The 13,705-nt window shown below is 40.3% G+C and carries 13 protein-coding genes; 4 read left to right on the top strand and 9 right to left on the bottom strand.

The window, feature by feature from the left end:
• Positions 1 to 61 precede the first annotated feature (61 nt).
• A complete protein-coding gene (gene queA / locus L8106_RS19555) occupies positions 62 to 1,177 on the bottom strand; it encodes a tRNA preQ1(34) S-adenosylmethionine ribosyltransferase-isomerase QueA (protein ID WP_009786147.1) in 1,116 nt (371 codons plus the stop codon).
• Positions 1,178 to 1,414: 237 nt separating this feature from the next.
• On the opposite strand from queA, the gene L8106_RS19560 reads away from it, so the two are divergent.
• Positions 1,415 to 1,804 (top strand): hypothetical protein, encoded by a 390-nt coding sequence (locus tag L8106_RS19560; protein WP_009786148.1) that lies wholly within the window; start codon positions 1,415 to 1,417, stop codon positions 1,802 to 1,804.
• A 36-nt stretch (positions 1,805 to 1,840) separates the two neighbouring features.
• Here L8106_RS19560 and L8106_RS19565 read toward each other — a convergent pair whose 3' ends face one another.
• The gene (locus tag L8106_RS19565; protein ID WP_009786149.1) at positions 1,841 to 2,371 is read right to left on the bottom strand and encodes a YraN family protein; all 531 of its coding nucleotides are present in this window, start codon (positions 2,369 to 2,371) and stop codon (positions 1,841 to 1,843) included.
• Positions 2,372 to 2,421: 50 nt separating this feature from the next.
• Between L8106_RS19565 and L8106_RS19570 the strand changes: the two genes are divergently transcribed.
• Positions 2,422 to 2,955 carry a pentapeptide repeat-containing protein gene (locus L8106_RS19570; protein WP_009786150.1) on the top strand — a complete coding sequence of 178 codons (534 nt, stop codon included), beginning with the start codon at positions 2,422 to 2,424 and terminating at the stop codon, positions 2,953 to 2,955.
• Positions 2,956 to 3,216: 261 nt separating this feature from the next.
• Positions 3,217 to 4,269 carry a Fe(3+) ABC transporter substrate-binding protein gene (locus L8106_RS19575; protein WP_009786151.1) on the top strand — a complete coding sequence of 351 codons (1,053 nt, stop codon included), beginning with the start codon at positions 3,217 to 3,219 and terminating at the stop codon, positions 4,267 to 4,269.
• A gap of 148 nt (positions 4,270 to 4,417) precedes the next feature.
• Here L8106_RS19575 and L8106_RS32395 read toward each other — a convergent pair whose 3' ends face one another.
• The 5 genes from L8106_RS32395 to L8106_RS29820 form a co-directional block, all read right to left on the bottom strand.
• Complete coding sequence (locus L8106_RS32395; RefSeq protein WP_009786152.1) at positions 4,418 to 4,591, bottom strand: hypothetical protein; 174 nt, start codon at positions 4,589 to 4,591, stop codon at positions 4,418 to 4,420.
• Between the two features lie 123 nt (positions 4,592 to 4,714).
• Positions 4,715 to 5,590, bottom strand: a complete 876-nt coding sequence (locus L8106_RS19580; RefSeq protein ID WP_009786153.1) for an alpha/beta hydrolase — start codon at positions 5,588 to 5,590, stop codon at positions 4,715 to 4,717.
• 331 nt (positions 5,591 to 5,921) lie between these two features.
• Positions 5,922 to 6,182: a hypothetical protein gene (locus L8106_RS19585; protein WP_156803752.1), complete on the bottom strand. Its 261-nt coding sequence runs from the start codon at positions 6,180 to 6,182 to the stop codon at positions 5,922 to 5,924.
• Positions 6,183 to 6,232: 50 nt separating this feature from the next.
• The gene (locus L8106_RS19590) at positions 6,233 to 8,926 is read right to left on the bottom strand and encodes a WD40 repeat domain-containing protein (protein ID WP_009786155.1); all 2,694 of its coding nucleotides are present in this window, start codon (positions 8,924 to 8,926) and stop codon (positions 6,233 to 6,235) included.
• A gap of 51 nt (positions 8,927 to 8,977) precedes the next feature.
• Positions 8,978 to 9,952: an NB-ARC domain-containing protein gene (locus L8106_RS29820; RefSeq protein WP_050779153.1), complete on the bottom strand. Its 975-nt coding sequence runs from the start codon at positions 9,950 to 9,952 to the stop codon at positions 8,978 to 8,980.
• Positions 9,953 to 10,269: 317 nt separating this feature from the next.
• Between L8106_RS29820 and L8106_RS19595 the strand changes: the two genes are divergently transcribed.
• Positions 10,270 to 10,731, top strand: coding sequence for a hypothetical protein (locus tag L8106_RS19595; RefSeq protein ID WP_009786157.1), 462 nt, complete (start codon positions 10,270 to 10,272; stop codon positions 10,729 to 10,731).
• Between the two features lie 94 nt (positions 10,732 to 10,825).
• Here L8106_RS19595 and L8106_RS19600 read toward each other — a convergent pair whose 3' ends face one another.
• Entirely contained in the window at positions 10,826 to 12,925 is a 2,100-nt protein-coding gene (locus L8106_RS19600) for a caspase family protein (RefSeq protein WP_009786159.1), read from the bottom strand.
• 53 nt (positions 12,926 to 12,978) lie between these two features.
• Complete coding sequence (locus L8106_RS19605; protein WP_009786160.1) at positions 12,979 to 13,656, bottom strand: Uma2 family endonuclease; 678 nt, start codon at positions 13,654 to 13,656, stop codon at positions 12,979 to 12,981.
• Between the last annotated feature and the right edge of the window lie 49 nt (positions 13,657 to 13,705).

Here is a 13,705-nt window from a genome sequence, read left to right on the forward strand (position 1 = left end):
AGACGTAGGGGTTGGCAGCATTTGCCAGCCTCATTTGCTTTTGATCTAACATTCGCCGTCTTTAAGAAATTCGGGCTTCAGGCAAAATTAACATTCCATCCCCAAAGGAATAAAAACGATAGGGATGAGTAAAGCCTTCCGCACTTTGAGCGATCGCATCTTGGTACAAGTCTAACAGTCGTGGACGACCAATGAAAGCGGCAACTAGCATCATTAAGCTAGACCGGGGAAGGTGAAAATTAGTAATTAATCCATCAATCACCTGAAATTGATAACCGGGATAGATAAAAGCATCTGTTTTTCCACGGTAGGAAGTGAGTTTACCCTCAGCCATCGCTACTCCTTCCAAGGTTCGGACTACAGTAGTTCCGACTGCTATCACTCGCCCCCCATTGGCTTTTGTTTTTTGGATTTGTTCTACCGTTTCTGGGGAGACTTCGATCCATTCCGCGTGCATTTGATGAGTGGTAATATCTTGGACTTCTACTGGACGAAACGTTCCAACTCCGACGTGTAAGGTGACAAACGCTTTGTTAATTCCCTGATGGTGTAAGCGTTCAAAAAGTTCTTCAGTAAAGTGTAAACCCGCTGTGGGTGCTGCAACAGCCCCTGGACGTTGGGCATAAATTGTTTGATATTGTTGCGGAAAAGCTTGCGATTGGTTAACGTAGGGGGGGAAGGGTATATGACCAAACTGATCTAATTGTTCAATTAAAGATTGTCCTTGAGGAAGATAAAACTGTAATAACCGTCCACCTGTGGTTTCATCTGTGTCTACAACAATCGCACTCAAAGGTTGTAGAATAGAATCAGGAGCTGGGTGAAGCGGTTCAAACTCAATTTTAACACCGGGTTTGAAATATTTTCCAGGTTTAACTAAAGCTAACCAACAATTAGGTTTTTGTTCTTCAAGCAATAGGATTTCAACAGAACCCCCACTCGATTTGTGACCGTAAAGACGAGCGGGAATGACCTGAGTATTATTGAAAACCAATAAGTCATCTGACTTCAGCCAATGGGGAAGATCCCGAAAAACACGGTGATGGTGAGAAGTGAGTGAGTCAATGACCAATAAACGGGATTGATCTCGAGGAACCACCGGATTTTGGGCGATTCGTTCCTCAGGAAGTTCGTAGTCATAACCTTCTGTCGTCCAATCGAGTCTGTCTGTTTCCATAGTGTTAGGAAGTCGGTCGAAAATTTGTTACCCCATTCAAAATCACTTTGGGTAGGATCCCCCATCTTAAATCGGGTGCTTTTCCCCTGGCAAGAATAAGTTAATCTTGCGACCATATAAGTATAAAGCAGTAATAACGATAGAAGCACAGAACCCGCCCTGTTTGCTCCGAATTGTAGCTCTTGGAAAACCAAGTCAAGCGATTAAATGGCGGGTGGATTATGCGGGAGAAGATTGATGGAATACCTTTACTACATTGCCAATACCAGCCTGACCCTGAGAGTTGTGGATCATTTATGTAATCATACTCAACTCCCTGTTCGGCTAGTTACAGTAATCCACCAAATTGATGGATGGATTGTCAAAGTCAAAATGAGTCAGTCTCTAACGGCTAAACAGCATGGAGATTTTAGAGCGTTTATGAGTGAGTTGGGAATCCCTTACGAACCCAATATTCGCATTAAAATGGCATTGTGGGGCTTAGAAACCGGACAGTCTCCCTTGAGTGTGATGCGTCGCTATCAAGTGGCTGTGGTGTCTCATGGCAAACCGAATCGAGAAGATATTGAAGCTTTCCGAACTCAGTTTGTTCAAGGTCTAGGTTATTGTCCTGAAGCTCTGGCTTAGGGCTGTTGTTCAGTACAGTTTCCACTTGGGCAGTCGCTAGCTGTCATCTCCAAATGCTGATTGAATATAGTTTTGAATGATAAGTTGATAGCCTCTAAATTCTATAGGTTGGCTGAGAGTTAGGGTTGGAAATGATGGCTTCTGAGCCATTGTTTTAGAATCAGAGTTAAAATTAAAAGCTAAAGAGCGATCGCATCGAACTAAAGCGACATCAAACCGACACGGGGAGTCAGCAAGTTCGGGGTGGTCGCTTAAAAATATTTGTGCTGATTTAATCAGTTTTGTTTGTTTGCTTGGGGTAATGGCTAAAAGACCATCCGAATCCCAATTGCGTTTGCTGCGGGTTTTCACTTCTACAAAAATCACAGTTGAGTCTAATTTTGATTGGACTTTTGGATCTTTGACTTCTCGCGCAATTAAGTCAATTTCTCCCCACCGACAGCGATACTGATGAAAGAGGATCTCCCAACCTTGTTGTTTTAACCAGGCTTGTACGAGTTGTTCTCCCAAAGTCCCAATTTTTTGAGATTGGCTAGAAGAATTACGGCTCGAAAAGGGAATAGTCACGGTAGGATAAAGGTTGACTTCAAATTTGTTGGTTTACTTGATTAATAGTGATGGGACTCTTACCTCGAAAGAGTTGGGATATCAATAGTAATATGTTCTCACGATTTCAAAGGATTAGTTTAGCGATTCTCGTTGGACTTTGGCTGATTCTAACTGGAATGACGGCTCAAAGTGCAGAGGCGGAAAACTACGAGAAGCAAACCCTGATAGAGGCTGATTTTTCTGGACAGGTTCTCACAGACTCTGAGTTTGACTTTGCTAACCTACGAGACAGCAACTTCAGTCATAGTAACTTGCGGGGTGTAAGTTTGTTTGGCGCGAAGCTACAACGAACCAATTTTGAAGCGGCGGATCTCAGCTATGCCACTTTAGATACTGCTCGCTTAAATAGAGCAAACCTCACTAACGCTATTCTTGAAGGGGCTTTTGCCTATAATACTGATTTTTCTGATGCGATGATCGCCGGGGCTGATTTCACCGATGTTTTATTGCGTCGAGATATGCAAGAAAAGCTTTGTGCCTTGGCTGAGGGAACTAACCCAGTGACGGGGCGTGATACTCGCGATACGCTCTATTGTCAGTAAATGGCGCTGGCGAGCCTCGAAAGCTTCTAGATTTAAGTTCAATGCTTCACCCTTGCTGATGGCGGGGTGTCTTTTTTTTCGTTCTGTGGCTCGGACTCTGCGGTTAATAGTAAACTTTCCTGATAAAAATAGATTTCCTGTGATACAATCATTTGTCGAATCTTAAACTTAAGAATTAGTTGCATTAACAGCTTAAGTCTATGTACAGAGTCTAGACTCTTAAAGCTCTGTAAGTCTTTTATATCAAGGAATAAGGCCGCAATGAGTAAAATTACACGACGGATATTTTTAGCAAGTGGAACTGCTTTTGCTACAGTAACATTAGGAGAACTTCTCAATAAGAGGGGTAGTTTTGCCGACCCGGGAACGATTAACCTGTATTCATCCCGACATTATGATACAGATAATCAACTCTATAATGGCTTCACACAAAAGACTGGGATTAAGGTTAATCTGGTCGAAGGGGATGCAGCCCAATTAATTGAACGGATTAAGAGCGAGGGCGCCAATAGCCCAGCAGATGTTCTGATTACCGTTGATGCTGGGAATCTCTGGAGAGCGCAACAGGAAGGCATATTTCAGCCTGTTTCTTCTTCGGTTTTAAATAATGCGATTCCTGCAAATTTACGAGATCCAGAAAATCGATGGTTTGGTCTATCCAAACGGGCGAGAGTGATCATGTACAATAAAAACAATGTGAATCCGGCTCAACTGTCTAGCTACGAAGATTTAGCTGACCCTAAATGGAAAGGAAAGGTAGTGATTCGCTCGTCTAATAATATTTACAATCAATCTTTAGTCGCATCGCTTTTAGAAGTTCATGGTGCCGCAGATACTGAAAAATGGGCTAAGGGTTTTGTGTCAAACTTTGCTCGTCCCCCAGAAGGAAATGATACGGCTCAAATTAAAGCGGTGGCTGCGGGTGTCGGCGATGTTGGCATTGCAAATAGTTATTATTTGGCTCGTTTAGCGAGTTCTAATGATCCTGAAGATAAAGCCGTGGTTCAAAAGGTGGGGATGTTTTTCCCCAATCAACGAGAACGAGGAACTCACGTGAATATTAGTGGTGCCGGAGTTGTTAAATCAGCACCCAACAAAGCAGGGGCGGTTAAGTTTTTAGAGTATTTGGTGAGTCCAGAAGCTCAAAAAATATTTGCTCAAGGAAATTATGAATATCCTGTTGTTAGTGGCGTTCCGGTTTCACCTGCTTTAGCTCAATATGGAACGTTCAAAAATGACTCTATGAATGTTGCTGCTTATGGTCAGAATAATGCTGAAGCTATTCGGTTGATGGATAGGGCGGGTTGGAAATAATCTGACTTTCTAGCATTTCTGAAGAAAAACACTGGGGATAACCTAAAATCTAAATGGCTTTTTGGGTTATTCCCTAAACTCATGACGACTTGATGTATGAGTTAACCATTGTCTAGAATCAAGCTCAACTGAGAGTCAAGAAATCCGACTAATTTACTTCTTGGGAAATTAATTCAGATGAATTAAATGAGGGTGAAAGAGCAGTTAAATCTTCTGCTTGCTGACGTTTGCGCTGAGTGGCAGCTAAAATCAGGGGTAAAACTAGACAGATCATGCCGTTAACAAAAGCGAGCAATAAACCTGATAATAAACCTGTATCCATAATTGTACCTGATTAGTTTAGACTATTAATTGTAATTCATTTTAGCTAAAATTACAAACAATAGAGCGATTTATTTCAGGTTTTAAAATATAAATTTTTTGTAGGACTGATAAGCAAACTTAATTAACACTGTTCTAGAAACTGCTGCAAAGCCTCGCGATATCGAGAACCTCCGGTTTGACGAACATCATTATGACCCGCACCGGGTATAATTAAAAGTTGTTTGGGTTCAGTGGCACTGGCAAATAAATCATGGCTCATTTCGACTGGAACAATGCGATCATTGGTGCCGTGAGTAAACAAAATCGGCATTGTTAGCTGAGAAACTTTGGCTATCGAGTTAAAAGTTTGAGTTAACAAAAGATCGATTGGGAACATCCAATATATTTTTTTAAAATCAACCATCTTCCGAATTGAAGTAAAAGAACTTTCAATAATTAATCCTGCTATTTCTGGATGTTTAGAAGCCAAATCAATAGCAATAGCGCCCCCAAGAGAATGACCAAAAACAAAAACATTATGAGGATCAATACCCCGTTCATTGATTAAGTAAGTCCAAGCGGCTTCGACATCTTGATAAACTGTTGTCTCTGAGGGGATACGTTTTGTGCTGCGTCCATATCCTCGATAATCAATTAAAAACACGGATAAACCCATCTGATGAAATTGTTGAGCATAATCTAAATTTGCACTGATATTGCTGCCATTTCCATGACAATCTAGAACCACTCGTTCTTCTTTTAAGGAGGTAGAATTAGAAGGAATCCACCATCCATGAATCTGTTCTTGTTTCCCCTTTGTTGTGGTTATCGGTAGCCAAACTTCTTGATAAGATAAATTAAATTCCTCTGGTGTCGCTTTGATTTTTCTAGAGGGGAAAAAAATAAATTGACTTTGAGCGAAGCGAAGAATAAGACAAGCAACGGTGTAAGCGAGTGCAGATCCTATAGCTAAAATGAGTTCCAGTCGTCCTAAAATAATTGGAGTTGTGTCTGCCATACAAGCTAATTTTGCAAATCTCATCAAACCGTCTACAATTATAAACGTATTTGTAAATCAATTGAGAACTTCTGTCTGAGCAATGATCCTAGATTCGTCTGTTTTCCCGAACTCTTAAACAGAAATTAAAGCTTTTTAGTTTCTGTTCTACTTAATCATTAATAAATACTGTTTCTATAATAATCTGACTAAGATCTAGAATTTGTACTTGGTTTTGTCTATTTGAAAGTTTTTCAATTGTTGAGAGAGAGAAGTTTTTAGATTCGCTATATTTAGATAATTTCTGTGAAATTGACCTCACCCCTCTCAACTTTAAAATTTTACCCTATGATCAACTGGGGCCTCTATCTCCTTTACCTGGACTGTCAGGTTCAATCTTTTTTTCATTTGACGTCGGGCCTCGGTCTACCTTAGCCGGATTTTCAGTTATTTCCGGGGTGGGTTTACTGGGGCCTCTATCTTGACCAGGATTTTCAGTTATTTCCGGGGTGGGTTTGCTTGGGCCTCTATCTGTGCGACCTGGATCACCCCGTTCTTGAAAAGTTTCTTCTGGGTTTTGATTTTCTTGATCGAGCTTTTTTTCTTCGTTCATATTAAAATAGTAGCTCATTCAATGCAAACATTTTAGTATTATACTCTGAATTACTCCTCAACTGCTCCTAACGCTTTTAGCGCTACTTTTTGGGCAGAAGTTAAACCTGTTGTTGCGGTAATTTTCATCCCTTCATAGGGTCGGGCTAAAATCATCGTATTTAGACATTCTCCCGTTGTCATTTCCCACAATTTAATCGTTTGATCATCACCACCACTGGCAAAAATTTGACCTTCAGGAGAACAGGCGACAGACCAAACGGTTTGGCTGTGTCCATGACAAGTATAAACACAGTCTCCAGTGGTCAAATTCCACACTTTTACCGTATGATCATCACTGCTACTGACTACTTTACTCCCATCATAACTAAACCCAACTGACCGCACTCGTTGTCGATGTCCCCTTAATGTTTGCACACAGTTTCCCGTTTGTATTTCCCAGAGTTTAACTGTGCGATCGCCTCCTGCACTCGCCAACATTTTACCATCTGGACTAAACGCCACACCCAATACCCAGTCCGTATGTTCAGACAAAGTTTGTAAACAAATTCCCTGTTTTATATCCCAAATTTTTAGGGTTTGGTCATCACTTCCACTTGCCAATATTTGACCACAAGGACTAAACGCCACCGACTTCACCCGATGTAAATGTCCGGCTAAAGTTTGTAAACATTCTCCAGTTTCAATATCCCAAATTTTAATGGTTTTATCGCGGCTTCCTGTCGCCAATAAACCCTGACAACTAAAACTCGCCGAATGCACCCAACTTTCGTGACCCCAAAGGGTTTTTAGACATTCTCCAGTGGTCACATTCCAGAGTTTAATGGTACTGTCATCACTGGCTGTTGCTAATAGTTTACCCTGGGGATGAAAGGCGGCTGAGGAGACAATATTTGTATGACCTGTTAAGGTTTTTTCGCAGGTTTTAGTATGAATATTCCACAGTCTGACTAAACCATCTTCACTACAACTGACTAACAGTTTACCATCAGGATTAAACGTCACAAACGACACCCAATTACTATAAGCATCTAGGGTTTTTAAACATTGACCCGAAGCGACTTGCCAAAATTTAACACTTTGATCTTGACTCACACTGATTAACGTTTGACCATCTGGACTAAACCCAACCCACCACACTAAATGACGATGTTCTTGTAAGGTTTTGACACATTCACCTGTACTAAAATTCCAGATTTTAATCGTCTGATCATTGCTTCCGGTTGCAAATTTTTGACCGTCTGGACTAAACGCTACCGCCCAAACTCGTTCTTGATATCCGGCTAATATTTTCGTGCATTTTCCGGTTTCTACATCCCAAAATTTAACGGTATTTCCATCACTTGCTGTTGCTAATATTTCACCCTCTGGATGAAGTGCAATTGAAGACATCCAATTGACTTGTGTTTTTAAAACCCGCACACATTTTCCGGTGGTAATATTCCAAAATCTCACCGTTTCATCTTCACCACAACTGATCACTAAACCGTATTTTAAATGAAACACAATTGCTAAAATTCGTCGATAGTGACCTTTTAAAACCTGTAAACATTTTCCGGTTTCTACATCCCAAAGTCGAACCGTTTTATCGTTACTTCCACTCGCGATCATTTTCCCATCTTGGCTAAAAGTGAGAGACTGAACTCGACTCTTATGACCTCGTAAGGTTTTCAAACATTGACCTGTTTTTACATCCCAAAGTCGAACGGTTTGGTCATTGCTTCCACTGGCGAGAATATTGCTATCCGGACTAAAACTAACAGCCATAACCCAAGCTTTATGTCCGGGAAGAATAGATAAAGATCGACCTGCCTTGGTTTGCCAAAATACAATATCTTCATCAATTCCAGTGGCTAATAATTCACCATTGGGACTGAGGGAAATTGATAATACACCGCCCACTGTTTGAGTGAATACACATTGATTGAGATCGGCGTGGGAAAAGTTGACTCGATGTAAATTTACACCTTGTAAATAGGCTTGCAAAACGGTTAAATTGGAAAAGTCTAAATCACTGAGGGATAATTTTAATTCTATCAGAAGATTGAGAAGGTTTCCGGCTGCATATCCTCGTTTTTGAACGGAACGCGATCGCAATTGTTCTAAGCGTTGGGTTAAACATTGATAGACGGCTTCAGAATGAGAAAATAGGGTTAATAATTTTTCGCTGAGAGGTTTGAGAATAAGACGAATTTGGGCGGTTCTTAAGTAGTCTTTGGTTTGGGCTTCTATTAAAGCATGAGTTTCAAAAAGATTAATTTCTCCTGTGGTGATTTCTGCAAAGACTCTCTCGATCAGTTGTTCGGTGATATACTCCATTACAACGGGTTGCTGTGTAAATTGGGCGGATTGTTTTTCGATCAGCGATCGCTGTTGTAAAGAGTCTAGGGCTTCTAATAAGTCTCGTTGAGAAAAAGAAGTTACTAAAGCGTATTTGAGTTGAGAAAAAGACATCCATTCTTGATGAATAGCTAGCCAATACATCACCTGTTGTTCGAGAGAGGATAAGCGACTAAACTGTTGATCGAGTAAGTCTGCAATATCTCCAAAAATAATTGTTCCTTCCGCTAAAAACTGAGAAACATCTCCCTCAAACAGTTCGGCGATTGTGGTCGAGACAATTTTTAAGGCGAGAGGATTTCCAGCATAGGATTCAATTAATATTTTAGCATATTCTGGCAATATTTCAAAGCCTTTTTCTTGTAAAATATATTGACCAGCATCTTGTAAACCTTCGAGTTGCAAAGAACGAATCAGTTGATTGTTTCCCTCTCGATATCCAATTCCTCGGGGTTTTTATCGGCTGGTTAATAGCAAACAACTTTGATGTTGTGTTTCTCCAATACTTCTAAACAGTTGTCCGTAACGTTCATAACTATCTCGATAACTCCCCACCCGTTTGTTGCTGTCAAGAATTGATTCAACGTTATCTAAAATCAGTAAAAAACGAGAGTTTTGCAGATATTGAATTAAGGTAGAAATTTGTTCATCAACCGTTTGGGGAAGTTGAGTTAATTGTTCATTGGAGACGAATTTAATTAACTCAGTTAGTAATTTCTCAAGAGGCGGTGCATTGCGGAGACTTCGCCAAATTAATCCCGAAAATTCGCCTTGAATTTGTTGGGTTAGTTTCACCGAAAGGGCAGTTTTTCCCATTCCTCCCATTCCCAACACGGTGACTAATTGACAGCGCTGTTCTAAAATCCAATTCGTGAGAGTAGAAAGTTCAGTTTGCCGATCATAAAATTCTACACAATTGGGTGCTTCTCCCCAATCTTGACGCGAACTAACTTGATTGATACTAATATTATTGTTGGGTAAGATTTCAGTCGTTTGTGTTCGGGTTACTTCCCGGGTTGACTGCTTAGATTTCGGTGAACGTCGTTGTTCCCACTGTCGATCAAATTCTACTAAATTTCCGGGAAGATCAAGGCGATGATGCCACAATTTTAAAGTAAAATGCCAGCTATCTGATCCTTGAGTCGAACAGCGATTATCTTCTAATATTTCGAGAAAATCTTTGAGACGTTTTAGACTATCTTTGAGTTGAGTACAATTTAACTTTTCTTTTGTTCCTGTCTCGGCTATCAAGGCTTCGAGATATCTCACCTTTGTACGGATAACTAACTGCTTTTCAGTTTGCCAGTTTACCTGAATTTGAGACTCAAAGCGATCGCATTCTTCAAACTCTCCATTGGCGTAGGTGATCAAGACTTCCAAAAGGCACTTTGTCCGTTTTTGGGACTGTGGGCCATAGTTAGGTCTTGGCATAGATAGATCCCTGAATTATTTAATATCTCAAAAATACACGCAAGAACTCAGTTTTTCAAGGGAATCTCTAGATTTCAAGTCAGTTGAGTATAAATCGTAATAAAAAAATGGCGATACAGCCAAATTTGTAGTAAATTGTAGGATGAGCTTATGCAGTACCTCTGGCTACCCTCTCCTACGAGGAAAGGGAAAAGGAAGTTTTAAATAGCCTTAAGTTCATAGTAGGGGTGAGTTCGCATAGATTTAGCCAATAAACAACTTTAATAAACCCGCCCTATCCCACTTATTTAAAATACACAATAACGAGGTTAATTAATGTGTCAAATATTAATGAATTAATCGAGAATTTGCAACAGTTTGACGAAGACGAACTCAAGATAAAATTGGGGACGTATATACAAGAATTGGGAGATAATTTGAATGAACGGGGTGCCATTGATGATTTAGAAGAAGTGAGTCGGGGAGGGGTTCCGAGAGGGCCGATGGCGGATAAAGCGTTGGCAATGGGTGAACGTTTATTAACAAAATTGAATGCAGAATCCTATGATTTGTTGTGTGGAAATCCCTTCGGAGATCAGGGAGAAATGTTGCAAACGATTGAAACGGCAATGAACGAAAATACAACAAAAGCCGCCAGTTTAATTACGCCTATTTTAGTGGCGAATTTTGGGTTAGCACCCGCAGTTGCAGCGATTGTGTCAACGTTAATTGTTCAAAAAATCGCCAAGTCTGTCGGGGAAACGATTTGTTCGAGTTGGGAGAAAGTGATAGAAAAATGATTGATATTAGCCCCCAAACCCCCAATTATGGGGGCAATATTCAGAGTGTTGAGGAGTCAAAAGCTTTGCCGAGTTGGGTTTGTTCGTTCTAATTTTAATTAACCGTAAATTGAACAACTGTCCACCTTGAACTGGGTAACGGTGCTGGGGTTACATTGCGATCGGGCGGTTGTTCTGCGGTCATTTCTTGTAACAGTTGTTCTAGGGGATTTTTAGGCGTGTCTCGTACTGGTTGTTTCTGTTGATCGAGAGGAGGTAATTCCAAGAACCGAAAGTTAGTATCATCAACACTAACACAAACTTTATAAATATTCTGCCAATTTTCTTTTTTTTCAAGATTTGGTAAAGGAATTGTTTCTTTTTGTTTGGGGTCGAGGGATATAACCATCCCCCGTCCGGGAGTTTCCGATAAAACAGAAGAAATTGCCCAATTTGGCTGTAAATTGAACACGGCGACATAAACGGGTTGTGAATAGTGATTTTGAATTTCTAACGAATAGGTTTTATTTTCAGTTATCGTGATTTCAGTTGGATTTTCTGCGGAGTTTAAAACTAGATTTGGATCGGGTTGTGCTGTTAGACGAACGGCGATTTTATCACCCATCTCTGAACAAGGATCGTGGTTTTTTAGATTTTCAACGGCTTGATATTTAGACAAATGAATCAGACGTTTTGTGACGTTATAAGCTGATCGAGATTCATTGACTTTCAACGCAGGGCGTAACAGAATAGGTGTTTGAGTGTTGTCGCAAACTTCATAAATAATATCGTTCACTTCCGCTTGGTATTTTGCGGCTTTTTCTGCATCTAAAATTGTCACGCGAACAAAATAATCAGCTTGTTCAACCTCATCAACAAACTCAATCCACGTTTTCATAAAAATTGAAGTTTTGACGTTTTGTAACGCAACCTGTTGATTAATTTCCTCCGGTAAGGTATCATTTTCTAGTAGGTAAACTTTGCGGATTAAATTGGAGGAAACTAAAGTCAACATTGCCCAATCACCTCTTTTAATTGGTTGTTCCGAAAAAACCGTCTGAACTTCTCCCAAAGAAGTCGATCCTTGAACTGAAATTAGTTTAACTAAAGCTAACTGTTGTTTTGTTGAAAAACTTGTTGTTCCAAAGGGATAAAGAGTAAATTCAGCCCCTCTTTCTAAACCTTGAAGTTCCCCAACATTTAATTCAATTCGTTGTTTTTTTCCGGTTTTAATATCAGTCACATTGGCGGTATATTCACTCGGAATAGACTCCCATCCAAAAATTAAGCGGTCGCCTTCACCAATTAACATGGGAGTTTGCTGACGGAATTGATTGTTAATGTTTGGCTTGATATAATCCTGTAACATTTGGTAGGTAATCATCAGTTTAGAGGGGTCTGGCGTTAACGTTTTCAATAGCCAATAGGTCAACGCCCCATTCCGTTCTGTTCCCTCAAAAGCACATTCATAAGCCGCCTCATGGGGACGACAAGCCGCCAACAATACATAACCTTTTTTGGCATCTTCCGGTAACATTCCCTTCATAAAAACACTACTGCGAGTTCCCGCCTTTTGTTGGGTTTGTCCGGTGATATTTTGCCAATTTGCAATCAATTTTTCGGAAGATGCAACCAAGCTTTCTAGAGGACGAACTGTGTTATCAACAATACCTGAACCTCGAACATCTTCATCTTCCCCTCTGGTTGTACCGCCCGAATGACAACTATCTAAAACAACAGTAACCTGTAATTGTTTATCGACCATTTGCTGTAATAAATAGGCAAATTCTAAATCTCGCAAATAGCGTCCGTTTTCGTTACCAATATCAGTCGGAACGAGGGTTTCATCTTGTCCAGATTCTCCTTTGTATTCTGGATAAATGGTTTTTGCGCGTCCGCCATGTCCCGAATAGTGAATATAAATGCGATCGCCTGGGTTCGCTATTTGAGTAATATGTTGAAAGGATTTGACAATATTTTCATAAGTCGGTAATTTTTCGGGAGGTTCAACGGGTGAGTTGTTTTCTGGGTTGGATGCAGTCAGTTTAACAATTTTGTTCGGACGTGTGGCTAATTGGTTGAGAAAATCTTCGACTTGGTTAATATCCCGCACACATCCTTTCAAACTTTTGTAGGATGAACCGTTAGGTAAAGTATTAGGGGAATAATAGTTAATCCCCATGAGTAAAGCGTAGAAAGAAGATTGTTTTTCCATAATTGCATAAAGTAAAAGGAGTACACTAAAGATTTAGATAAAGTCGCTAAAATCTACAATAATTCATCCGGATCGATCCCTCTTTCCCGAAGTAATGCTGCTAGTCGGTCAGCCCGTTGCTGTTGTTGGTCAGCCCGTTGTTTTTCTTGTCTTCTCAGTTGGTCTAATTCAACCGAAGTCAGAAACTTGTCTCCATCCGGTCTATAAATTTCCAATGTTTCGGGTGTGAGTTGAAAGCGAATTCCTAAACGGGGACTCACCCAATCATTGATTTCTTCGATGATTTCTAAGCGATTCTCAACTCGAATTGAACCTGTAAGATTGATATCATCAGGATCATAAACGTAGTATTCTTCTACGCCATAATATTGGTAAAATAGCAGCTTGTTCATCATTTCTTGAGGGCGGTTTCCCGGCGATAAAATCTCAAAGATGATCTGGGGTGCAATATTGTCTTCTTCCCACTGTTGATAAGAACCACGGTCAGCTTTGGGTCTGCCAAAAACCACCATAATATCAGGAGCAACCCGAATTTTATTATTGCCCTGGACGGGATACCAGAGGAGATCTCCAGCAACAAATACATCGGCAACTTCAGCAAATAATATTTCTAGGTTTTCTTTGATTTTCACGATCCAGCGAAACTGTTTTGTATTATCTGCCATCGGTTGACCGTCACTGTCTGGGTAGGTAATTTCTGGTTGGATATCAGTTGTGAGTTGTTTGATCATCCTTTTTAATCCTTTATTTTTTGAGTAGATATGATTCAATGTACCTCAG

The organism is Lyngbya sp. PCC 8106 (assembly GCF_000169095.1).
In the GTDB taxonomy this organism is placed as follows: domain Bacteria; phylum Cyanobacteriota; class Cyanobacteriia; order Cyanobacteriales; family Microcoleaceae; genus Capilliphycus.

Coding starts and splice junctions, on each gene's coding strand:
- L8106_RS19585 (WP_156803752.1), bottom strand. CDS start 6,182: ATGAACGAAGAAAAAAAGCTCGATCAAGAAAATCAAAACCCAGAAGAA.
- L8106_RS29820 (WP_050779153.1), bottom strand. CDS start 9,952: ATGCCAAGACCTAACTATGGCCCACAGTCCCAAAAACGGACAAAGTGC.
- L8106_RS19560 (WP_009786148.1), top strand. CDS start 1,415: ATGGAATACCTTTACTACATTGCCAATACCAGCCTGACCCTGAGAGTT.
- L8106_RS19570 (WP_009786150.1), top strand. CDS start 2,422: ATGGGACTCTTACCTCGAAAGAGTTGGGATATCAATAGTAATATGTTC.
- L8106_RS19605 (WP_009786160.1), bottom strand. CDS start 13,656: ATGATCAAACAACTCACAACTGATATCCAACCAGAAATTACCTACCCA.
- L8106_RS19580 (WP_009786153.1), bottom strand. CDS start 5,590: ATGGCAGACACAACTCCAATTATTTTAGGACGACTGGAACTCATTTTA.
- L8106_RS19575 (WP_009786151.1), top strand. CDS start 3,217: ATGAGTAAAATTACACGACGGATATTTTTAGCAAGTGGAACTGCTTTT.
- L8106_RS19600 (WP_009786159.1), bottom strand. CDS start 12,925: ATGGAAAAACAATCTTCTTTCTACGCTTTACTCATGGGGATTAACTAT.
- queA (WP_009786147.1), bottom strand. CDS start 1,177: ATGGAAACAGACAGACTCGATTGGACGACAGAAGGTTATGACTACGAA.
- L8106_RS32395 (WP_009786152.1), bottom strand. CDS start 4,591: ATGGATACAGGTTTATTATCAGGTTTATTGCTCGCTTTTGTTAACGGC.